Annotated in this window: 25 protein-coding genes; 13 read left to right on the top strand and 12 right to left on the bottom strand. The window is 43.4% G+C overall.

The annotated features are described in order from the left end of the window. Positions 1–55: 55 nt before the first annotated feature. Complete coding sequence (locus CW735_RS07355; RefSeq protein ID WP_071979989.1) at positions 56–811, bottom strand: class II aldolase/adducin family protein; 756 nt, start codon at positions 809–811, stop codon at positions 56–58. 94 nt (positions 812–905) lie between these two features. Between CW735_RS07355 and CW735_RS07350 the strand changes: the two genes are divergently transcribed. Beyond that, positions 906–1,586, top strand: coding sequence for a Crp/Fnr family transcriptional regulator (locus tag CW735_RS07350; protein WP_071979990.1), 681 nt, complete (start codon positions 906–908; stop codon positions 1,584–1,586). A gap of 104 nt (positions 1,587–1,690) precedes the next feature. Here CW735_RS07350 and fabB read toward each other — a convergent pair whose 3' ends face one another. Next, on the bottom strand, positions 1,691–2,905 hold the full coding sequence (gene fabB, locus CW735_RS07345) for a beta-ketoacyl-ACP synthase I (protein ID WP_071979991.1): 1,215 nt from the start codon (positions 2,903–2,905) through the stop codon (positions 1,691–1,693). A 457-nt stretch (positions 2,906–3,362) separates the two neighbouring features. Here fabB and mnmC point away from each other — a divergent pair, with 457 nt between their 5' ends. Then, positions 3,363–5,489, top strand: a complete 2,127-nt coding sequence (gene mnmC / locus CW735_RS07340) for a bifunctional tRNA (5-methylaminomethyl-2-thiouridine)(34)-methyltransferase MnmD/FAD-dependent 5-carboxymethylaminomethyl-2-thiouridine(34) oxidoreductase MnmC (RefSeq protein WP_100971484.1) — start codon at positions 3,363–3,365, stop codon at positions 5,487–5,489. Between the two features lie 114 nt (positions 5,490–5,603). Here mnmC and CW735_RS07335 read toward each other — a convergent pair whose 3' ends face one another. From CW735_RS07335 to CW735_RS07325, 3 genes are read right to left on the bottom strand one after another with little or no spacing between them, the layout of a single operon-like run. After that, positions 5,604–6,332 (bottom strand): FlgO family outer membrane protein, encoded by a 729-nt coding sequence (locus CW735_RS07335; RefSeq protein ID WP_100971482.1) that lies wholly within the window; start codon positions 6,330–6,332, stop codon positions 5,604–5,606. A gap of 2 nt (positions 6,333–6,334) precedes the next feature. Continuing rightward, positions 6,335–7,099, bottom strand: a complete 765-nt coding sequence (locus CW735_RS07330) for a FlgO family outer membrane protein (protein ID WP_163112746.1) — start codon at positions 7,097–7,099, stop codon at positions 6,335–6,337. Between the two features lie 4 nt (positions 7,100–7,103). Further along, positions 7,104–7,712, bottom strand: coding sequence for a FlgO family outer membrane protein (locus tag CW735_RS07325; protein WP_420809560.1), 609 nt, complete (start codon positions 7,710–7,712; stop codon positions 7,104–7,106). A 556-nt stretch (positions 7,713–8,268) separates the two neighbouring features. On the opposite strand from CW735_RS07325, the gene CW735_RS07315 reads away from it, so the two are divergent. Further along, entirely contained in the window at positions 8,269–9,243 is a 975-nt protein-coding gene (locus CW735_RS07315; protein ID WP_100971478.1) for a Gfo/Idh/MocA family protein, read from the top strand. A 1,107-nt stretch (positions 9,244–10,350) separates the two neighbouring features. Here the strand turns inward: CW735_RS07315 and ltrA are convergent. Then, on the bottom strand, positions 10,351–11,700 hold the full coding sequence (ltrA, locus tag CW735_RS07310; protein WP_100970866.1) for a group II intron reverse transcriptase/maturase: 1,350 nt from the start codon (positions 11,698–11,700) through the stop codon (positions 10,351–10,353). Positions 11,701–12,317: 617 nt separating this feature from the next. Here ltrA and CW735_RS07305 point away from each other — a divergent pair. From CW735_RS07305 to CW735_RS07265, 9 genes are all read left to right on the top strand, one after another. Then, the gene (locus CW735_RS07305; RefSeq protein WP_157812657.1) at positions 12,318–12,488 is read left to right on the top strand and encodes a hypothetical protein; all 171 of its coding nucleotides are present in this window, start codon (positions 12,318–12,320) and stop codon (positions 12,486–12,488) included. A gap of 321 nt (positions 12,489–12,809) precedes the next feature. Beyond that, entirely contained in the window at positions 12,810–13,136 is a 327-nt protein-coding gene (locus tag CW735_RS19530; RefSeq protein WP_157812656.1) for a hypothetical protein, read from the top strand. Between the two features lie 589 nt (positions 13,137–13,725). Beyond that, positions 13,726–13,998 (top strand): hypothetical protein, encoded by a 273-nt coding sequence (locus CW735_RS07295; RefSeq protein ID WP_100971468.1) that lies wholly within the window; start codon positions 13,726–13,728, stop codon positions 13,996–13,998. Between the two features lie 199 nt (positions 13,999–14,197). After that, complete coding sequence (locus CW735_RS07290; protein ID WP_157812655.1) at positions 14,198–14,761, top strand: helix-turn-helix transcriptional regulator; 564 nt, start codon at positions 14,198–14,200, stop codon at positions 14,759–14,761. Between the two features lie 131 nt (positions 14,762–14,892). After that, the gene (locus CW735_RS07285) at positions 14,893–15,594 is read left to right on the top strand and encodes a CPBP family intramembrane glutamic endopeptidase (RefSeq protein WP_100971464.1); all 702 of its coding nucleotides are present in this window, start codon (positions 14,893–14,895) and stop codon (positions 15,592–15,594) included. 125 nt (positions 15,595–15,719) lie between these two features. Then, positions 15,720–16,184, top strand: coding sequence for a DUF3224 domain-containing protein (locus CW735_RS07280; protein WP_232368387.1), 465 nt, complete (start codon positions 15,720–15,722; stop codon positions 16,182–16,184). Positions 16,185–16,259: 75 nt separating this feature from the next. Continuing rightward, positions 16,260–16,592: a hypothetical protein gene (locus tag CW735_RS07275; protein WP_157812654.1), complete on the top strand. Its 333-nt coding sequence runs from the start codon at positions 16,260–16,262 to the stop codon at positions 16,590–16,592. A gap of 186 nt (positions 16,593–16,778) precedes the next feature. Beyond that, complete coding sequence (locus CW735_RS07270) at positions 16,779–17,108, top strand: hypothetical protein (protein ID WP_100971458.1); 330 nt, start codon at positions 16,779–16,781, stop codon at positions 17,106–17,108. Between the two features lie 107 nt (positions 17,109–17,215). Continuing rightward, complete coding sequence (locus tag CW735_RS07265; RefSeq protein ID WP_071980024.1) at positions 17,216–17,539, top strand: hypothetical protein; 324 nt, start codon at positions 17,216–17,218, stop codon at positions 17,537–17,539. A gap of 55 nt (positions 17,540–17,594) precedes the next feature. Here CW735_RS07265 and CW735_RS07260 read toward each other — a convergent pair whose 3' ends face one another. The 4 genes from CW735_RS07260 to tnpA are packed head-to-tail and all read right to left on the bottom strand — an operon-like array spanning position 17,595 to position 20,152. Continuing rightward, a complete protein-coding gene (locus CW735_RS07260; RefSeq protein WP_100970760.1) occupies positions 17,595–17,927 on the bottom strand; it encodes a hypothetical protein in 333 nt (110 codons plus the stop codon). A gap of 7 nt (positions 17,928–17,934) precedes the next feature. Further along, positions 17,935–19,521, bottom strand: coding sequence for an IS66 family transposase (tnpC, locus tag CW735_RS07255; RefSeq protein ID WP_198520977.1), 1,587 nt, complete (start codon positions 19,519–19,521; stop codon positions 17,935–17,937). A 23-nt stretch (positions 19,522–19,544) separates the two neighbouring features. Continuing rightward, positions 19,545–19,880 (bottom strand): IS66 family insertion sequence element accessory protein TnpB, encoded by a 336-nt coding sequence (gene tnpB / locus CW735_RS07250; protein ID WP_100970759.1) that lies wholly within the window; start codon positions 19,878–19,880, stop codon positions 19,545–19,547. Beyond that, positions 19,880–20,152 carry an IS66 family insertion sequence element accessory protein TnpA gene (gene tnpA / locus CW735_RS07245; RefSeq protein ID WP_100970758.1) on the bottom strand — a complete coding sequence of 91 codons (273 nt, stop codon included), beginning with the start codon at positions 20,150–20,152 and terminating at the stop codon, positions 19,880–19,882. Before tnpA ends, tnpB begins: the two co-directional genes overlap by 1 nt. A gap of 180 nt (positions 20,153–20,332) precedes the next feature. Between tnpA and CW735_RS07240 the strand changes: the two genes are divergently transcribed. After that, positions 20,333–20,767 carry a hypothetical protein gene (locus tag CW735_RS07240; RefSeq protein ID WP_071980025.1) on the top strand — a complete coding sequence of 145 codons (435 nt, stop codon included), beginning with the start codon at positions 20,333–20,335 and terminating at the stop codon, positions 20,765–20,767. 238 nt (positions 20,768–21,005) lie between these two features. On the opposite strand, the gene CW735_RS07235 is transcribed toward CW735_RS07240, so the two are convergent. Then, positions 21,006–21,722 (bottom strand): hypothetical protein, encoded by a 717-nt coding sequence (locus CW735_RS07235; protein ID WP_071980026.1) that lies wholly within the window; start codon positions 21,720–21,722, stop codon positions 21,006–21,008. Between the two features lie 273 nt (positions 21,723–21,995). Continuing rightward, entirely contained in the window at positions 21,996–22,832 is an 837-nt protein-coding gene (locus tag CW735_RS07230) for a hypothetical protein (protein WP_071980027.1), read from the bottom strand. Positions 22,833–22,898 lie beyond the last annotated feature (66 nt).

Here is a 22,898-nt window from a genome sequence, read left to right as displayed (position 1 = left end):
CAATTAAGCGGGCTAAACTTGTGCTCGTGTTGTGAGAATGAAGATTTTTTAGTGGCTACTCGTCAAAACCAGGAAAACGTCTCTGCACACGACGCTTGATCCCGGGCCAAGCGAGTGCCCCACCGGCCTGCTTAGTTACCTGGGCAGCTTGTTCACGAATGCCTTGTAAAATTGCCGAGTGGATTGGAATAAGTTTTTGTCCGGTTGCCTGGGCTTTTAATTGTATTTCACAGGCGCGCTGTAAAATAAACATAAACAAAAAAGCGTCTGCAATATTGTCTGCGCAAGTTAACAGGCCGTGATTTCGCAAAATCATAAATTGGGTATCGCCTAAATCTCGCACCAAACGTACCTTTTCATCTGGATTAAGCGCTACGCCTTCATAAGAGTGGTAAGACAACGACGCTAAAGGAAATAGAGACTGCTGAGAATAAGGCTGAAGGCCATCTTCAAGCACAGACACAGCAACGCCTTCTGCGGTATGCAAATGAAGTACGCACTTCGCATCGTCGCGAGCTTCATGCACCGCGCTGTGAATGGTAAAGCCAGCTGGGTTTATATCGTACTCACTCTCCATTACCTTATTGCCATGCAAGTCGACTTTCACCAAACTAGAGGCAGTTACCTCGTCAAACATCATGCCGTATGGGTTAATCAGAAAATGATGCTCTGGCCCTGGAACCCGAGCGGATATATGAGTAAAGATAAGGTCGTCCCAGCCATACATTGCAACAGCACGATAGCAAGCCGCTAAATCGCCCCGTGTCTGCCACTCTTCTTCGCTCACTTGAGACTTTACAGAATCACTCATTATTTACCCCTTACAAAAATATGAATTGGCTCTACCTTACCGTTGAAAACAAAGATAAACTGTCGCCTTAACGACATTGTAAGCATTTTGTTAAATGAATAATTTCAGGTCTGTTTTAGCAAGTTCATCGTGGTTTAGCTCCCTACCCGGCCATTTAAAAGAAGCACTGTTGAGCAAAGTACGAATTAAGCATTTAAAATCTGGTCAGCAGCTACATGCCAAAGGTGAAGAGGGTGTTGGTTTTTATGGTATCTGTGCAGGACGACTTAGAATTGTTACTGTAAACGTAGACGGCAGTGAGATGTTGCTGGCGCTGTTAGGCCCCGGCACCTGGTTTGGTGAGATATCTATGTTCGACAACCTCCCCCGAACTCATGATAGCGTTTGTGAAATAGACAGCACAGTTGCCATTATTCCTAAAAGCGCTTTCAATGAGTTACTGCGAAAGTTTCCAGAGCTTTATCCTCATTTCACAGCGTTACTGTGTGCGCGAGTAAGAAGTGCATTTCAATTCATCGATTCAAGCGCTGGGCTGAGTTTGAAGCATCAATTAGTGAAAAGACTATTAATGCTTACCACCAGCTACGGGCAACACATTCCCAAAGACAGTGCTATCACGCTTACGCTGTCTCAAGAATCGCTGGCTCAAATGATAAATAGCTGTAGGCAAACAGTGAATAAACTTCTAGGCGAACTTCAGAATGAGGGATTAGTAAAACGACATTATGGAAAAATAACTATTCCACAGCCCAGTGAACTGTTTAAAAACTATTAACCTTCAATGCGACTAAACAAAAAGCCCCAGCGTTAATTGCAACGGCTGGGGCTTATAATCGTTTTTGTTTCGTTTTTAACTTGTAATGAAACTAACGTCTCATTTTAGTCTTGATAACGCTGCATCACTAAGGTTGCGTTTGTACCGCCAAACCCAAAGCTGTTAGACATCACCGTATTTAGCTGAGCGTCTCGCGCTTCGGTAACAATGTCTAAGCCTTGTGCTGCGTCGTCTAATGTATCTATATTGATTGACGGTGCGATGAAGTTATTTTGCATCATCAGTAAGCTGTAAATTGCTTCATTTACACCCGCCGCGCCCAGTGCATGCCCAGTAAGAGACTTTGTTGCACTTATGGGAACACCAGAGCTTCCAAACACTTCTTGAATTGCTGCTAGCTCTTTAACATCACCCACCGGCGTTGATGTTCCATGCGTGTTCAGGTAATCGATAGGACCGTTCACATTTTGCATGGCCATTTTCATGCATCGAATAGCACCTTCACCTGATGGAGCTACCATATCGAAACCATCTGAAGTTGCACCATAGCCTACAACTTCTCCATAAATGGTGGCACCGCGAGCAAGCGCATGCTCAAGTTCTTCAACGACAACCATACCGCCACCGCCAGAACTGACGAAACCATCACGAGCAGCATCGTAGGTACGCGACGCTACCGAAGGGTTATCATTATACTTTGAACTTAGTGCACCCATAGCATCAAACTGGCTTGAAAGAGACCAGTGCAATTCTTCACCGCCACCTGCAAATACAACATCTTGCTTACCAAGCTGTATAAGCTCTAATGCGTTTCCAATGCAGTGTGCGCTTGTTGCACACGCAGATGCGATTGAGTAGTTTACACCGCGTATTTTAAACGGCGTTGCTAAACAGGCTGAAACTGTAGAGGCCATGCACCGCGGTACCATGTAAGGCCCTACGCGCTTAACGCCTTTTTCGCGAAGAATATCGGCAGACAGAACTTGGTTTTCAGACGACGCACCGCCCGAGCCCGCAATAATGCCCGTGCGCTCATTTGAAATATCGCTCTCTTCAAGTCCAGAGTCGGCAATAGCTTGCTGCATTGCGACGTATGCATACGCCGCAGCATCGCCCATAAAACGCATGGCTTTGCGATCGATATGCTCTTTCAAATCAATGTCTAAATCGCCCCAAACCTGACTGCGAAGGCCCATTTCGGCGAACTGCTCTGAAAATGTAATTCCAGACTTACCTGCTTTTAACGATGCAAGTACGTCTTCTTTATTTACGCCGATGCTCGATACAATACCAAGACCGGTGATAACTGCTCTTCTCATAGTTTACCCTTTGCGTTGATGCGGCATATGTTAACGATTTTACGTCGTAAAGTGGTCTGCTTTGCACTTCAACACAAAACTGACTCTTTTTACACCCGTAAAGCGGTTCTCTTTATGTAACGTTTTTATAATTAGGCATTAACTTTTTGTCATTGATTCTTTGAGAACGCGCTTTTATTCGCCGCAACTCGTTATTAAGGTATCACGGATAGCAGAAGCATTAGTTCTATATGCGCAAGAGCGTTACAAATTAAAAAGTTTTACAGAAAAGTGATTAGAGGCCTTGTAGAATATGCTGACAGTGAATAGCGTCAGTACTATTGCAATGCCCTAGTACGAAAAAAGTGAGTGGTCATAAGGGGCTTTAATAGACCGACGTTGAAACAATCACTGCAAAAAAACTCTCGATAATATAAATCCCCCCAAACGTCTGTTTAAAAAAGAGGTAAATGCGGTAGTGAAACCTAAACATGCACAAGTACATTTTAATGAAAACGGAACGCCCGTTGCCGATCATTTTGATGACGTTTATTTTTCTAATGACAGTGGCATTGATGAAACACAGCATGTATTTATCGAAGGAAACGATCTGCATCAACGTTGGACATCGTGGAACAAACCTAATTTCATAATTGCCGAGACAGGTTTTGGAACAGGTCTCAATTTCTTGGTAGTAATGAGCGAATTTAATGCCTTTCGACAAGCAAACCCGCAACATCCGTTAAAACACCTCTATTTTTTAACCACTGAAAAATTTCCATTGCCCAAAAAGGATATTGAACAAGCGCTATCAAGTTTTCCTTCCCTTGGGGCGCAAGCAAGTGCGCTTACAAAAGTCTATCCAATGGGTCTTGATGGCTGTCATAGATTACATTTTGAGGATTATGCCACAACGTTAGATTTGTGGATTGGTGACGTACATCAATTGCTTCCTCAATGGCATAGTCCTGAAGACGGGCTTGTGGATGCATGGTTCTTAGATGGCTTTGCCCCTAGTAAAAACCCGGACATGTGGACAGACACCCTATTTTCGCAGATGGCAAGATTATCCAAAGACGGCACAAGCTTCGGTACGTTTACCGCAGCCGGCATAGTGAAACGCGGTTTAGCGAGCGTTGGGTTTACTATCAAAAAGCGCCCAGGCTTTGGCCGCAAACGAGATATGCTGACGGGAAGTTTTAATGCTAATGTAAACAATGACACCCCAACGACCGAAATGTCAGAGCACAGCTCGATTGCTTCTGAGTCGCTGAAAACAATAAAGTCGAAGCTGCGAAAACCGGAAGGCCCTTACTATCGCTATAACACTGCGCCGCTTTGCTCCTCTAGCAATGTGGTAGTGGTAGGCTCTGGTCTAGCCGCGGCAGCTGTGTGCCTAGCGCTAACAAAGCGCGGTGTATCTGTTACCCTATGCTTTGATGGTGACACTCTTGCTCAGGGTGCATCAGGTAACCCTCAAGGCGGCTTTTACCCACAACTTCACAGTGAAGCCAGTATTGCTAGCCGACTTCAAGCCCATAGCTTTTTATACGCTAGACGCTACTACGACGGCATTTTTGCCGCCGTTGAAGATGCTGATACGGCAGCAAGCCGTAAAGATACATCGAGTTCAAATACACATGATTTTTGCGGCGTTGTTCAATTAAGCTTTAACGACAAAGTGGAGACGCGCCAAACTAAATTGATCAACAACGATGTTTGGCCCCCAGAGCTAATAAGGCATATAAACAACAAAGAACTCAGTGATATTGCAGGTTTAACACTGCCCTATGAAGGTTTATATATTCCAAGTGGTGGGTGGCTCTCTCCACCAACGTTGGTAAACGACATTGTCGATTCGGCCTTTGCAACTGGCCTGTTAACGCTGAAACCTAACCATATTTTCGAGCGTTGCAATAAAACGTCAGAGGCTAGCAAGACGGAAGTTGTATTCAAAAGTGGTGAACGTATTTATGCAGATCATGTGGTGTTAGCACTAGGAGCTGGTGCAGTACATTCGGAAGCCTTCGAGGGGTTGCCACTAAGGCCCGTGCGCGGACAAGTTGAAGCCATCCCCACTCAATCGCCTATTGCATCACTCAAAACAGTACTTTGCCATAAAGGATATATGACTCCCGCTATGGACGGACGACATGCTCTTGGTTCTACCTACGTAAAAGATGACTTAAATGTAGAGCCTAGAAAAGAAGAAACTCAACAGAACCTTAGCACTCACGAACAAGCGCTTGCTCATACCGATATTGTCAGTCAGCTTAATCACGATGATGCAGCTAGAGCGGCAATAAGGCTTGGCTCTCCAGATCATCAGCCTGTTGTTGGTGCGCTGCATAACTTCACGGCGCTGAAGCCAGACTATGCCGATTTGGCTATAGGTAAGCCATTAAATCAGGTGAAAACACTGCCAAACGGCAACGTATCGACCTTAAGTTGCTTGGGTTCTAGAGGATTAACTACAGCCCCACTGATGGCCGAAGTGTTGGTAAGTTCGTTGTTTCAAGAGCCATTGCCATTGAACAACGATTTGCTAAATGCTGTAAATACATCGCGGTTTATGGTGCGAGAGGCTATTCGCGGCAATATTTAATGTTTGATGGGCTAAGCGCAACAAATGTAGGTTGCGCTTGTCAAAAAATTAGCAAGGTCGGAGAATGCGCTAGTCAGCGACACTTGCTGTCTCTTGCATAATTCTTATTTAGGTCTAGTTTTGAACCGTTGCAGGGGTGACGCGCGCCATTTTGTTGAGATCCATAACGATAAATGCCGGAATGTATACGTCTGCGCTAGCCACAATCTGTTTATTCTCAAGCGACACAATTCTAGCGTTAACACGAACGCCCCTGTCATCCTCTATTATCGTTCCAGTTACAACGTGGTCCATTTCAACACTTTTTGCCAAATATTGACTGCTGCGCGACATAACAAAATCGCCCTGAGGCGTGACCGTGATACCGCTTGAAAGCTTGAAGTCGACAACGGCAAGACCAAAGTCTTGTAACTCGGTAATCAGGTATTCAGATAGTTGGTTACCTAAAACTGTACTGTCGTTAAGACCCGCATTTAGGCGAACAAAACTAGCAATTCCAACAGCGTGTTGATGGGTTAAACGCGTGTTGTTGTCCATTAGTTCCATGGCCAATTGCGCCGCATATTCATTTAACGCTTTGTGGGTTTTCGTTGGGAAAAAACCGCTTCTAATAGGATCTTTGTAGCCGGGATCGACTGCTATATGCTGTTGATACTCTCTATCTCTAGAATCTGGTGTGTAAACAAGCCCTGAACGATTGGGCACAGCGACTGGTTTAGAGTCGTGCCTTATTTCGCCGTCTTCCCCTAACCAAAACGATCCTATCGAATCTGTGCTAGAGCAGCCCGATAACAAGGTAATGCTAACAAGTGCTGCTAATGAGTAAAGAATATTTCGGTTCATAATTAGCCCCGACTTAACTTCACGCCGTCACGCATTCCGCTTCGCTCACTTCCGTCACTGGGAATGAGTGCATCAACCACATAAAATGGCACTAACATCTGTGCGCTGGCAACCACTGCCCGCGACTCCATACCTAAAATGCGAGCATTAACCAGTACCCCACCCTGGTGCTTGGTCATGGTACCCGTGAGTACATATTCAATAGGCAAGCTACTGCTTAGCTCAAGATAATCTCGACTTAATACAAAGTCGCCTGCATCAGTAATGCGGATATACTCGGTAGCTTTAAAATCGATAACAGGTACACGAAACTTATGTAGTTCATGAACAAATGATTCTGCCATTTGACGGCCTAACAAATCTGTTTGCTGAAGGTCGGTATCTAACAACGCAAAATGCGTGACGCCGATAGCGGTTTTTGTGTTCACGTATTCCATATTCGCAATGAGGTCTTGGGTCATGTTCTTTACATAATCACCAATGTGTTTGGTAAGCGGCCTACCTTTGTAAGCACCTTGAACACTTGAGTAAAGCGGCGGCTGGCCAATAGCACCATAAGCGTCCATCCCTTGATCTTCGCTTTCCTCATCATTTGATGCACGCTTGGCGGGAGCACGATCTTGCGCGGTAATATCAATTACATTCATTGAGGGGCGAACTGGCGTTTGCTCTGCAACCTCTTCGTCGTCCATCATCATAGAGCAACCGCTGAGGGTGAGGAACGATGCTGATAGCATAAGCGCTATTGTAGTCTTCATTTTTTTCATGGGCTTACCTTACACCTTCAGTTCTATACAACATGCCATTACGGGTAGTGACTTGCTCTTGCTGCCAAAAAATTTCCGCGGGAAAGAAACGGGTTGCAGCAGCAACTACATCTTTATTTCGGGCATCGATGATACGCGCGTTTACCATAGCTCCAGATTCCTGATAGACCATGGTACCTGTGATATAAAAATCGACACGCTCGATACTAGAGAGCTTTTCAATGTCTCGTGTCAGTATTCTGTCGCTTTCTTCACTTACAATTATATCGTTCGATAACTTAAATTCTTGAGTAGAAAAACCTCTTTTCGTGGCCTCAGTCATCATGCCCTGCTCAAGTTGATGCCCTAACAACATAAGAGGATGCTGATGCTCTGGGCTATATTCCATTTTGTCCACGGGCACGAAGCCTACCACGGCATAACGAGATTGCCTTGCCGCACGCACATCTGCAAACAGCTCGTTTGCAAGCATATAGGTATAATATTCTACGTTGCCTAATGCAGAGATTGATGGGTCGGATTGAATTCTCTGCGCATTGTCTGTTGATGACGATGAGCACCCTGATAAGACCATAGATGTTGCAGCAACTAATGTGACAACGTTGCACGCCATAGATTTTAGCGGATTAAACATAATATATTTCCAAATGAAGCGCCGTATTGAAAAAGAAATATTCCTGTTTTCTGGAATCTGTCAAAAAAGCAGCATTAACAAACCAAAACAATGCGCTAGGCCATACTATTTTTGCATTATTTACTCCATTCTAAGCAAGTTTTACACCAAGGCATTAAAAGGAGTATTGGTTCCAGGTTATTTATTAAAGTTAGAAACGCTTGTGCTTACGCACTCTCAAAGGGTAGAGAAAGCTATCACTATGCAGTTAAAAGTAACCTATTTGATAATTAAACGACGTAGAGCGACTAAAGCAGGTCTAAAAGCGGAAGATAGTTGCCGCCTTTTTATCTTGGCGTTCTACCCAACAGTGCCGCCGAGGCACCTAAGAAATACCGTAAACGAACTAAGGCTCAGCTCTTATTTTTAACTAATCTTTTTAAAGTAGACAGCGTTTAGACAATGTATTGGCATTGTGTGATCAACGTGTTTCTATAGTTTGATAAACGAGGTTATCGAATTTCAATTATTTGATAAGTAAAAAAGGACTAAACACATGCCGAAAACATCTGTTAATTGGGGAATACTGTCAACCGCGAGAATTGCTCACACATTTGCGAAAGACATTGTTCATTGTGCACAAGCCAACTTATATGCAGTTGGCTCGCGGCAGCTTGACAGTGCGCAAAAATTCGCTGCAACCTTCGACATTCCAAACGCTTACGGTAGCTACGAAGACCTGTTAAACGACTCAAATATTGATGCTATTTATATTGCCACGCCACATACCCTTCACGCCGACAATGCTATAGCAGCGCTAAAGGCAGGCAAACATGTATTATGTGAAAAACCTGTCACGACTTCACCTGAAGATTTAGAACGCATTATAAACGTAGCTCAAGTAGAAGAACGCTTTTTTATGGAAGCCATGTGGACTTATTTTTTACCCGCAATTAATAAGGCAGTTGAATGGGTTACTGCCGGTAGAATAGGTGACTTAATTCATACTAAAGCAAGCTTCGGGTTTACTATGCCCTACTCTGCAACCAGCCGAGAATATGCCCGAGAACTCGGTGGCGGTTGTCTATTAGACATGGGCATTTACCCAGCAGCATTTGATGCTTTATTCAATCACACCGACACGCCTCCTATTTTGTTACACAGCGATGTAGCACCAAATGGCGTCGATAATGACGTATTGTGGATGTATAAAAATAGTAAATCTGTGTCGTTGTTGCACAGCAGCTTTAAGAGCAATTTAGGTAATGATGCGTTACTTATTGGCACAAAGGGGACAATAAAAATACCTGACTTTTGGCGCGCAACAGAATGCACACTATTCAAGGGACTCGATAAAGAAGATCATTTTGCAGATAATCGCAAAGGCAGTGGGTTTGAATTTGAAATAAGCCATGCATGCCAGAACATACTCAATAAAAGCCACGAGTCTGATGTTGTGTCATTTACAGTATCTCGAAGGTTTCAAGAACGCTTACACAGCATTAGCAAAAACATTAATCGAAGGATTTAATTCGAAACCTGCCACTTTTTCATTAAGGGTTTACGCTCTAAAACTTGATGAATTTAAGAGCCAATCTGCAACTGGCGAATTAGCCTTAAGATACTCACTTTGGAGTTTTTCTTTTACTGTAAATAAGTACAACTTTTCAAATTTTTTAATCGACGAAAAATAAAAAGGAAACAATCCATATTTCAGCACTTTGTTTTCAGGCGCTCAGTGTAAATTATTGATGAGCGTGTGTTTTCGTGCGACAGTAACGAAAACGTCGAGGGATATGCGGAACTTTTCCACCTTGCATAAAGGATTTTTTCCGTACACTAAGTTGTTAGGCGTCATTTACTTACAGCTTTAAAAAGTAGTCTCAGCTGTGACATTCCAGCAGCAAGGCTGTTTCGCTAGGTTGTATTTACGGCTGGCTTTTTTCAGTACTTTAAACAAACTTTAGTAACGCGCTTTTAATCAACACCGCAACGCCAACATTCTGCATCACCAACTTTCTAAACTCGCTCTTTTATCCAGCAATGTCGTTAACATCTGGCATTTCGCACAGGGTTGTTTTATCTTAAATTCAATAATTTAAACATGCGGTCTATTTGGCTAGTGGTGGCAGAAAAGCTGCGTACGTTCCTTTGTACGCCTAACAAAACGCTGTTGCCACTCCCTCCGGTCGCTGGGACGCTAACACGGGGCCGCTTCGCGATTATAGCCCCATGTTAGCGCCCCAAAGCTTAGTGTTAGGCGTCATTTACTTACAGCATTAAAATGTTGGTTCAGAAGTGACATTCCAGCATCAAGGTTGTTTCGCTAGGTCGTGTTCGCGGCTAGCTTTCTCGGTTGTTTCAACGGCCTTAGCAACGCGCTTTTCATCAACATCGCAACGCCAACATTCAACATCACCAGCTTTCTAAACTCGCTCTTTTATCCTGCAATGTCGTTAACATCTGGCATTTCGCTCAGGGTTGTTTTATCTTAAATTCAATAATTTAAACACGCGGTCTATTTGGCTAGTGGTGGCAGCAAAGCTGCGTACTTTCAGTTGTACGCCTAATCGGGTAGCCGGAGGTATCTAGCCTCCAGCCCCCACAACACCCTGCATGCGGCTCCGCACAGGGCGTTTCATTTAGGATAGTGAAGCGCAACCCATCCATCACGTAGTGAATAAAGCCCTTCGGATTTTAGGTAATCAAGTGATAATGCTTGATTGATCCCCGGAGATTTTGCACTACGCCATGGCCCTTTGCTGGTGATACCACACGCTACCGCAGCTTGAACATGCACGCCCAGTCTCATTAAGTTTCGTACCTTAGTGCGTGGTTTTCGCCACTGACGCCAGTAAGCCATTCTCACTCTGCGCCGGATCCAGTGATCCAGTTCTACGCAGCGCTGATATCCACTGGCGATACCAAAGTAATTTATCCAGCCTCGTAAATACTGACTGAGTTTAAAGAGTTGGTATTGCATCGATACGCCCCAGTTGCGGTTCGTTAATCGTCGAACCTGTTGCTTAAACTTCATCAGGGTCTTCGGATGCCATTGAATGCGGCCTGCCTTGAAGGTGAATCCAAGGAATTTGCTTTCATTGGTTTTAACGACGTGGCTTTTGGTTGTATTAACAACTAACTTCAAGCGGTGGCACAGGAATCTGCTGATACTGTTGAGCACGCGTTCACCCGAACGGGGCGTCTTTACCAGTATGGTAAAATCGTCCGCATATCGTGCAAATTCGTGACCCCGTTTCTCAAGCTCTTTGTCCAATGGGTCTAGCATGATGTTTGCCAACAGCGGCGATAATGGCCCGCCCTGAGGAACACCTTCTCGACTCTCACTATAAAACTGGTTATCCCCTTTGGTTTTGCAGAGAATCCCAGCTCGTAAGTATCGTTTAATCAGTTTAAGCAGTCGCTTATCTTTCACTTTATAGCCAAGGTAGGTCATGAGTAAATCGTGATTAACGCGGTCAAAGAACTTAGACAGATCAACATCTACGGCAAAACGGCGTCCCGTTTTGATAATGCTGTTTACCTGCTTCACTGCTTGCTGCCCATTTCGATGTGGCCTGAACCCAAAACTATTATCTGAGAAGGTTGGGTCGAAAATAGGCGTAAGGACTTGGGCAATCGCTTGTTGGATAACACGGTCAACGATAGTTGGGATCCCTAATTGACGTTTTCCGCCATCAGGTTTGTCAATCTCAACGCGTTTCACCGGTGAAGGTTGGTATTGGCCTGAGCGAAGCTCAGTCATAACACGTTTCCAGTTTCCGGCGTTTGCCCAAGCGGGGAAGTCATCAATGGTCATGCCATCAATGCCAGCGGCCCCTTTGTTGGCTCGAACCTGCTTCCATGCCGACACAAGATTGGAAGGCTGGAGAAAAAGTTCGAGTAGATCTGCGCTAAAGGCTGGCTGCTCATCAGTACGCTGAGTCACGTCACTACCGGACGGCATTCGTGTGTTCAAGTCTGACAAGGCTCCTCCTTTATTCTAAATGTTTCTTGGCGCGTTGTGCAGCAACTTGGCCGTGTCCCAGCCATTACGCTGGGCATTTGGCTACTATGCCGTCTGCTGACTTCTGCTTTATCACCGCCACAGTTACCTGTAACAGCGCTATCGGTTTGCATCGAATTCGCTCGCAGTGGGTGATGCGTTTCCTCTGCGCCAAGGCACTTGTATACCAGAGCCTTACTGGTATTCACCGATCGCTCTTAGAGCAGATCTCCCCAGATAAGAGCATGGACTGTCTCTGCACTGCTGCATCATTTACGGTGGCCGTTAGATCACATGGTTTCGTTGTCTTGTGCCAACTCACCTTCAGCCTACGCCTCATATGATGTTCTTGTCCATCAGCTCGCAGATTTGCTAGCGGCTTCCTCCAGACTATCTCTCACGATTTAGCCCTTGCCATTCGCTAGTAGTTCGCGTTGAATAACAGTGTGTTAAACAACGGTGATCTTCCTACAGAGGACTTTCACCTCATTAGTTCATGCCCATGCTGGGCGTACACAAGTCAATTCAGAAGGACGCCAAAAAAACTGGCGCCTCTGATTGAAGCGTTATACACAATGCGCAAAATCAGGAAGATTAAAGTGAATAAAACCAAAACGTCTGTTCTATTTTCTGCTTTCATAGGCACTTGTTTAGTAACGATGAGTGCATTTGCTTCATCAACAATAGAAGGCGTTTGGAAACATGCAACGAAACCAGCTCTAATCGAATTCAATTTAACAACTGGTGTAGCAAGTGTTAAAGAACACTAAACTCATAAACAAAACTCTGGCCTCACAATCATCAAAAATATTGTTCAATCAACAGAAGCTGAGTGGATTGGGGAAATGTACAATGGCTACGAAGACAAATATGTTTTCGTTACAATCAAGTTAAATGGCACATCGCTATCTGTCTTCGACTCCGAAAACAGTGAAGTGCTCGAACTTATTAAGGAGTAGCCTTGTGTATAACAAAAAAATCAAGTTCGCCCGCTGCGCGGGCTGGGACGCATACACGCAGGGCGGCTTCGCCATTATGCCCCACATGTCTGCGCCCGTTATTGGAAAGTTAGCTACCACGAGGAAAATTGCATGGACGGATTATTTTTCGGGTTAATTGTAATGGTTTTTGCAGGTGCGTTGCCCTGTATCATTCTCGGCTACCTTATCGCAGTAAAACAAAAGAGAGGTCTCATTGCTGGTTGGGACGAGTCAAAAATATCTAATCCTGAAGCGTATGCAAAATTGATCGGCTTTTCTGTATTAGGTCTAGGAACGCTAATTGGGTTAATCGCATTTATTTGGTACTTGGGCTTAGTTAACGAAATTGGTATGACAATACTGCTTTGTGTTGCGTCACTAATTCCAATTCCATGTGTGCTAGTAGCAAACGCAAGGTATGGCAAACATGGTAGCTAACAAGTCAATAAACACACTCACTGCGTTCGCTGGGACGCAGACACGCGGGGCGGCTTCGCCATTATGCCCCACATGTCTGCGCCCCTTATTTAAAAGTTAGGCATTAAGGAGTATATTCAGATGGACCCGGACTACTCAAACTATGATCTCACGGAGCTCCTAGAAGCACGAGAATCAATTGATCGTAATGCTCACATCCACCGGTACTTTAAAATCTGCCAAGAAATCGACGCTAGAGTTATTCACCCCAGAGAAATACAAAGGCTTAACAGTCGAAATAACTTCTCTAAATTAGTACTTGTAAAAGTAATTTTTTCGCTTTTGAGCATATTTTTTACACATAAGCTTTTTATTGCATTTATAGACGGTTATATATCTTGGAAAGGCAAAACAAACTACTATGCTCAACAAAGCCCTGGAACTTTCTACTTATTGATCGCAGTAAATGTATTCTTTCTGATTTTCTGCGTGTACTTGGTAGTTACAAACCGTTGGGCTAATAAGCTCAATGCCTAACAAAACGTTGTTGTAATTCACTTCGTTCGCTGGGACGCGTTGTGTTGCAAGGTAATAACAAGAGGGATTTTTTATGATGCAAAATGAATTAACAGCGAGAGGAATTCTTTTACTTCTTTCTTTAGCTCCTGCCGCCTATGGCTATTACACACTCGTAAATCTAGATAGTTTTCTCTCTAGTTTTTCTTTTTTTATGCTGTCCGCCTACTTTGCCGCTGACCAATTTAACATCGAGCAATATCTCATCAAGAAACCTGTAAGAAAGCGAAAAGTTAAGATGATACAGAATGTATTTTCTGCTGCGTATTTAATTAGTATCGCGGGGCATTTAACGCTTAGTGCATAACAAAAAATTGTGTCACACGCAGGCGAGCTGGGACACAAACAGGCAGTCGGCTTCGCCATTACAGCCTGCCTGTTTGTGCCCCATATTTAGGTGTTAACTGCTTGGCATACTAATGGCGTTGCACTGGCGGGTGTTTGTCGTAACAAAAATAAGGACTATTCCTCTACGATATAGCTTTATTGTTCAAAGGAATAGAAATATGGAAATGAAAATTAACTCAGAACTTGTCGTTAAGCTCAGAAGAGAGAAAGGATGGAGTCAGCAACATCTGTCTCTTGTCTCAGGTGTAAGTCTACGAACTATTCAAAGAGTCGAAAACGAAGGAAATACATCTATAGAAACACTAAAATCTTTAGCATCAGCATTTGAACTTGACTTTAAAAACCTAATTATTAAATCCCCGAAGCCGTATAGGCTGCTAAAAAACTCAGTAACTTCTTTTGCTCTGCTTTTTAGTTTGGTAGTGAGCATTTTTCTTACATCATCAACCACTGCTTCAACAGGTATTGAGATCCAAGCTGAAAAGTTAACTATTTCTAGAGACAAAAAAGAGACGACCTATATGGGCAATGTGATTATGGTTATTCCCTCTGCTGTTCCATTTGAGATTTCAACGATTGAAAATCACTCGAGCGAGGGCTACCAACTCAAAATCACTACTGATGGCTCATCATTTTTAGCTTTGGACGCTCGAATCACGAGAGTAGATAACGGTCTAGAGGTTAGAGCAGTAGAAGTGTACGCAAGCAACGCGACAGAATAGTGATTGCAGCTAACAACCCAATCAACACACTCACTGCGTTCGCCGAGACGCATACACGCGAGACGGCTGCGGTATTATGCCCATGTGCCTGCGCCGATATTGAAAGTTAGCTCTACACAAGGATAGTTTGCATGCAAACGCTGGAAATTGCTTTACTGTCTACACTGCTACTATTTCCACTAGTTGATTTAGTCCTGGAAAAATATAAATTTAAAAGTAAGTGTGCTGAATATATAAAAACCTCAGCCATGTTGTGGGTTGTCACGGGATTCTTGTTTTTTTGCTATTTAATTGATGTGTTAAAAATAGATCCTCCTCAATATCTACCTTCTGATAGTTGGAAGGTTTATTTGGCGATCTTTATCTTTGCAGTATTTATTGCGTATATGAAATATGTGCTTTCTTCTATCAATAAAGATGCAAATGTCAGACTTCAGGTTTTAAACGCATTTGAAGATGGCGGAAAATCATTTCTAGAGATACTGCCCTCGTCACGTAGAGAGTTTTTACTTTTTACACTGCTGGTCTCAGTTAGTGCTGGAGTGTGCGAAGAGCTTATTTTCCGCTGGTATTTATATAGCTCCATTGAGCAACATACAGGCGAGTTCGTTGCCGTTATTGGTAGTAGCATCATTTTTGGTCTTTGGCACATATACCTTGGTTGGAAGCATGTTATTAAAACAGCTGTTGTAGGCGTTTTGCTGTGTGGAATATATTTGTATTTCGAAAGTATTGTTGTTGCTATAGTGGCTCACATATTTATGGATGTGTACTCGGGGTCAGTCGCATTTATTGCGAGGAGGGCGCAAGGTGCAGAGCTAACAAACGCATAAACCCGCTCTCGCGGACATGCTGGGACAATAACACGTAGCTCCCCTAGCTTTGCACGGTATTTTAGCCCACGCGCTAGCGCCCCTTAGCTTAAAGTTTTATGTGCGCCATTATTGAGTAGAATCTCATGAAAAAAATCATCTATACCACTTTAATAATTTTACTGGTTAGCATTGCCAACCCTTCGTTTTCAGCTAACACAATTAGACAGGAGAAAATAATGCTCGCTAAAGGACAATTTGAAGTTAATCTCGAACCTCAAAAGGATGAAAATTCACCAGCAGGAAGAATGATTATTAACAAAACTTACAGCGGAGATCTTGTTGGTTCGGGTGTGGGGCAAATGATTAGTAAAAGGACTGACACTGGTTCCGCAGTTTATTACGCTATTGAAGAGTTCACTGGTACAGTTCACGGAACAGTTGGAGCGTTTACGATAGTCCACAAAGGATCTATGAGTAAAGAGTCACAATCGTTGGATGTTGTAATACTTGATGGCTCCGGAGATGGTGAGTTAGTAAATATTACTGGTTCAATGAAAATCATCCAAGATGGTGGAAACCATTCTTATGAGCTTAATTACGAGCTCTAATACACATAAAAAACAGTCAAGGTGACCTCAAGAAGCGTCGCGCTTGCCGTTGGCATCATATTCTTAGGAGTAGATTTGAACAAATCGTATCTTAAATTAATCGTATTAATGGTAGGGTTAAGTAATAGTGCCTGTGTGAGTTTGCCCGATAAACCAACAGATGCCATGGTTCTTTCAAAAATTAATGCTTTGGCTATTCAAGCCCAATCATGCTTAGATTCAGAATATCAAAGAAGTGAAGACTGCTTATCATTTGCCCGTCAATATAAGAAAAGTGGATTTGAAAGCATGGAATTATTCAAGGACAGATTGGCAGCTATTTTTAAAGAAGATCCTGATGAAGGATTAAAAGCTACTGAACAAATTATAATTATAGGGAATGCAGTTGTCTTTTTGGCACCAACATAACAAACCGGACAAGATTACTCCCTTTGGTCGTTAGGACACATACTCACCTACTCGTTTCACATTTTCGCAAATAAGCCTTGTGGACCTTACCGGGACGTTAGGCGTCATTTACTTGCAGCATTAAAGTGTGGGTTCAAACGTGACATTCCAGCTCAAAACGTCCATACATCAATAAAAGGAATTATTATGAATTTAAAACCTTTCCCAAATATAAAGCCTAGAAATCTAGGACTATTGTTATTTATTGCTCGTATGCTTACGTATTTCGGAGTTGTATTAATTTGTCTAGCAACAGCATTATTTGCTGCTACGCTCTTCAATTATTTATTTCCAACACCACCAGTAAGCGACAGTACAGAAGTTTATAGTGTTGGTCTTGGTGCAATTAAAGCCGGTTTTATTATTATTGTTTTAGGCCTTTTTGCAGTTGCGCTATCAAACATCTTCGCTGCAATTGTGTCTTGGGAGAGCTCACTATCAGGTGCGGGGCATGATGGCACAAAACAGAAAATTTAAGTTCGCCCGCTGCGCGGGCTGGAACGCATAAACGCGGGCTGCTTCGCCATTTTCTGCAGCAAGCAATTGCCCGTTATTGGAAGGTTGGCCACTAAGAAGGATTTTTTATGGAAACAGGTTCTCTAATTCTTTTTATATCCTGCTTAAGCGGCTTTATATATTTAATCATTGGTTATCTGCTTAGCTTCAAGCAAAAAGCAGATGTACTTAACGGCATCGACTTTTCTAAAATTGCCGAACTACCTGCTTTCTGCAAATACGTAGGCAATTGCTTTTTATTATCTGGTGTAGTAAAAATTTTAGTTGGGGTGTTCGCTTATTTAGCTTTTTTAAACCTATTGCTGTTCCTAGCTATTTTTGTTCTCTTCTCGACATTGCCCATTATTAATGTGGTCAGAACTATCCGTAAGTTTCAAAAAAGCACTTCGTAAGCAATGCGTGGCTAACAGGCCAATCAACGCGCTTACTGCGTTCGTAAGTAACCGATCATTTTAGACCGTTCTTGACCGCCTGACTAAGATCGAGTTTAGCAACGCTAACCGCAGTTACTATGCCAGCCGGCACCTTGTGATGCGTCTTGCCATTGTTGTTAGCAATGAGCACCGTTTTTCTATTTTTCTTAAGTAACGTGCCGGTGATAGTTTTGCCATCATGAGCATACTGCACTTTCATGCCTGGGCGCAGTTTAGCAAGCGCTTCTCTATCTTGTTTTGCTCGTAATTCATCAATGCGGTTAACGACCGCTTCATTGAGTATATACAATTGGTCGAGAGTGAGTTGGCTAATATCGATGGTCGTTTTCGTTTCTTTTTCGGTCATAGCGTCTTCACTTTTCTATGTCTGAGCGCAGGCGTTTATCAGCGAACAGTGCTTTCCAGCGTCTAGGGGTTAAGTCGATGATGTCTTTGGCTGGATGTTGCGATACGCGTTGCAGTACATCGACTAGGTAGTGGTATGGATTGATGTTGTGTAATTTGCAGGTCACGGTGAGTGTATGCAAGGCACCAAGCTGTTTTGCGCCCAACTCACTCCAGCAGAACAAATGGTTCTTCTTACCCATAGGGATAACGCGTAAGGCCCTTTCTAAATGATTAGTGTCGATATTCACTTGTGCGTGCGTCAGGTAAGTCTTTAACTCATGATGACGGTCATAGGCATAAGCTAAGGCTTTGCTTAACGGATCTTTAGGTAATAATTCTGGGCGTTGGCGTTGCTCGTATAGCCAATGAAACAGAGCATTGATGACAGGCTCGCTGTGTTTGAGGCGATATTGCACGGTATCCTCGGCATTAAGCGCGTGTTTTCGTATGTGTGCTTCCACTTTATACAGCTTTTGTATTTCAGCCAAGGCGTATTGTGCCTCTTTAGGATGATAATCCAATGCTTTTTCGAAGTAGCGGCGCGTATGCGCCCAACAGGCTGCATGGGTGATGTGTTGGCCTTGGCTGTTTAGCGTATCAATGATTTGGCTATACACCGCATAACCATCGCTTAGCAAGGTGCCATTAAAGCCAGTGAGTTGCGCAATCGCATGTTGTTTGCCGCGAGAAGATGACCAGGTAAAGGCCACTTCATCTTGCTCACCATAAATGGGCCAGAAGTAGGTTTGTTTCATGGTGTTATGTTTGCGGCGAGTCGAGGCTTGTCGACCCGCCTTCATCGGCGTTTCATCCATGCTGATGTTGCCCCCACTCAGTATATTACTCAGCACTGCTTGTGCGATAGGGATAACTAAATCAATGCTTTGACTGACGTAGTTGATTAAGCTCGCCCGCGATAAAGTCACACCCGATTGCAGCATACGTAAATGCTGTCGGTGAAGGGGTAAATGGAATACGGCTTTATCAACCATGAGGCCCGCTAATAGTGATACATCCGCATACGCCCCTTCTAACACATTATCGGGAGTTGAGGGGGACAACATGTTGCCCGTTTCTTTGCTTTTAAAGACTTTTTTGCGATAAATTAAGACTTGGTAGCTACCTGGCAGTTGCGCTAAGCGATGGGTCTCTTTCGTGCCAATAATTTCATACTTATCAGCATCCTCACCTTCAAGCTCGGGGCAAGGCACATCAATCACTTTTGTGGGCACGTCATCAGTAAAGCGAAGGCCGGTATCATTGACGTTATTGTCATCTTTTTGTTTAGTGGAGCGGGCATAGCCTTTGACGGCTTTTTTAGGTGCTGGCGGTAAATCTTCATTCGTCGCTTGGCCAAACAACTGCGTTTGGTCAGAATTCTCTACTATGTGCTTTTCTGACTTACGCCCAAACAACTGACGCTTAAACCAGTCGACTTGTTGTTGCAACTGCGCGGCGTGTGCTTGTGACTCAGCCAGTTTTGCACACACATTAGCATATTCTTCTTGTGGAATATGAGGTGTGTTTTGTGGCAAATCGGCAGCGCTTTTCATGCGGCTAAGTATAGCAAATTCAGCTACTTAAGTCGCATGTTTTGTTTGCCTTTTTGCCAATAAACACCATCAATCAAACACTGTAACTGCGCGGTGTTCAGGGCGATTTTATGCCCATTACCTGACACTTTACCGAAGGTGCCCCGCTCCAATCTTTTCGACCATAAACAGTAACCGCCTTGATGGTAATACAGCACTTTTATCATGGTGCGTTTGCGGTTCACAAACACAAACCAATCGCCGAGCTGTGCTTGCATCTGCAACTGATTGTTCACCAACGCCGCTAAGCCGTCGAACTGCTTGCGCATATCGGCAATACCAAGATATAACCATATTTTAGCGCTACTTGCTGTTAGCATTAACCATCTCTACTCATGTTCAGCACCACACCGTTTGGTAGCGTTAACTCGATTTGCCATTGGCGCATGGCTGGCCGATGTGAGGTCATGCTGTCAATGGGCAGCCATTGCGGTGATGTCTGCGGCAACGACAAAGCTTGACGTTTTTTGCGTTGCAAATAAAAAGTGGACTGGTTAATGTGGTGCGTGTGGCAAAACTGCGCGATGGTCATATCGCTGGCTTCTTGCGCATCGATAAGTTGCTGCCATTCTTGAGAGCTTCGTCTAGTCATTGATATTTTCTCCTATATTAATCAATGATTAGATTTTAGGGGCTTAGCTTAAGAATAAAAGAGCGGTCTATTTTGACCGCTTACGTTCGTAAGGACGCATACACACGGGGTAACTTCGCCATTACTCCGCAGTATTTGTGTACATTAACTTAGTATCATGCACTTTAAAGGATGTTTTAAATGGAAATTACTCAGCAATACAAACCAACCCTAAACAGTCTTCTTTCGGTAATCGGGGGGTTAGTTTTTATTTACCTATCAATTGTCGTCACCGGGTTAGGTGCAGCAATTGCTATACCGGAATCAATTCTTAACCCAATGGCCACATTTTCTCTAACCGTTGCGTTATCAGTCGTAGACTTAATAACTATCGGAATACCACTTGCCATCTGCTTTGTCATGTATGCTTGGCTTTTGAAATCGTTTCTTAAAACGACTAATTACTACCTCGTTGCAGCTCCCTATGTAATGTTTTTGTTGTTTAGTTTTTTAGAGCCTGGATTCTCCAGTAACTATTCTGTTTATTATGTAGCACAAGTTATCGCCAAAAATTTGCCACTTTTGGTGTGTGTTTATTTGTTAGGTAAAGCCAGCAACAATAAAAGCGCTGCATAACAAGGGTTTTAGGATATCTGCAGGCGCACAATAAAACATAAGAGAAGGCCAATTCTGTGGTGTGTTTGTTTATTCTGCACACGTTCAATTATCATTAAATAATGGACCACAGTTAAAAGATGAGCGCAAAATGCTGAGAGGAACCGGCACTAGGACTCAGCGAGCGCTATTGATTAGTATTTGATATCAGGCCTGCAAATTATAAAGAAGAGGTCGAAGGTGGTGTTAACACGCTTTCTTAAATAAGCCCAAGTTCCGCCAGTTTTATAGTATCAAGAGAATCAAATTGTATCTTACAGCCTTGCTCTATCATTGTTAGCCACGCAAATCGCAAAGCATCTGCGCGTTTACCTACCCAAAATTCCTTCGTTTTATTGATATAGGAAACTACAGGCTTTGTGTACCCATCTCGGTATATACGGCGAATAAAAGTAACGTCAGGACCAAACGATCCCATAACTGCTGAATTGCTAACATCAATTGACGTTAAAAGCGCATCGAAAGCTGCTTCCAAATCGCCCTGTCGGTACGCCAACCAAGCTCTGGCAACACCTACAAAATGGGCTTCTGTACTAAAGTTGTCAAAAACATTACCGGCTATTTGCTGATCTCTACTGAGGTTTTCGCCGTGTTTAAAAATAAGGTCAATCTTGGCATTTACAGTTTCGATAGGGTCGAATTGTGCGCTATAAATAAGGTGCCGGCTTAAATCCGCTATTACTCTATATGGATTTCTATTGGCTTGGCTACTTCGCTGATAATCTCGTAACGTGCTTTCAAATAAACGCTTATTTTGTTGTTCAAAATAGGCTAACCGCTCATTAACGAATTGATGGTACCTAGGGTCGTCACAGCCCTTTTTATAATCTGCAAAAACGCTAGCACTGTACATTAATGCAAAGGCGCATAAAAAAGTGCTGATACTAAAACCACTCCTCACTAGAGCTATTATCATAAGCCTCGCCGTGTATATATGATTATTTAGTTACTCAAAAGTTGGGAATATTGATCTCACTGTACTATTGTTCCCGTTACGCTATTGACCTCGTTACGCTATTGACCTCGTTACGCTATTGACCTCGTTACACTATTAATTTCGTTACACTATTGCCCCACAAAACTAGGGAGATGCGATTTATTTCATAGGTGCACGTTCAACTAATAACAAAAAGCCCCGCTTTTGCAAGGCTTGTAAAAATTAGATGCGATATTGGCTAGGGTTAACGGATTAAAATCTAAATGTTCCCAATAGAGTTAACGAGCCCAGCGTGCCTTCATCAGTATCGACACCGGCACCAAAACGAATTGATGAATATGCATTGAACCAATAGTTAGTGCCCAGCTCTATGACATTTTCAGAGCCAAATCGGTCGTTGTTTTCGTGTATTGCCATAACGCCAACGCTCCAGTTGGGCTTAAAGTAATAGTCTGCGTCGATTTCTAAGGTCAGCTCATCATCAAAGTGCGTACCTTTGAACTTTATATCCCAACCTGGGGTAAAGCGAGATGGGTTCAAACCGAAGCTGGTGTAGCGAGCAAACACGTTAGCGCTGAATTCTGAGTCACTAAAACGCTGCTGGTCGCTTGAACCGTCGAAAACTCTTACCGTTTCATCCAAATCGTAAAAGTCTACTCCAGCACCTACTTCCCAGTGCGCGCTAACAAAACTAGACACATCAACGCCAAAGCGCTGCAATGTTGCATCGTAAAACCGTTTATCTTCGGTTGTTCTGCCATATCGCCCTCTCACAACCAAATCATCGTCAGAAAACCACTCGCCGTTAACGTTTATTTGGTCAACGTCATCTATTCCGAAGTAATCTACTGAAACATTGTTACTACGCTGCAGGTAGGGGCTTATCGCGTAAGGCTGTTCACCAATATTCACCGTGTCGAAATAGTAGCGGTAAGCTGCACCAATAAAGTTATCGTCAGCATCTCTCACGTCAGAAAAGCCGATACTTATTTCATGATTGATTGGTGTGGTTTGAGCGAACGCTGTAGAAGTAAAAACAGAAGAAGAAACAAAAGCCAAGGCGTATAGGCCAACTCGATGTGTGAACATAGTAAATCCTTTTTTTGTTTAAGCGCCTTTATCAATCCGGCGCATTATGAAAACGCGGTGAGAATA

The sequence above is a fragment of the Alteromonas sp. MB-3u-76 genome, assembly GCF_002831605.1.
Lineage (GTDB): Bacteria > Pseudomonadota > Gammaproteobacteria > Enterobacterales > Alteromonadaceae > Alteromonas > Alteromonas hispanica.
The sequence above is the reverse complement of the archived record's forward strand: the minus strand, read 5'-3'. Positions and strand labels throughout refer to the sequence as shown.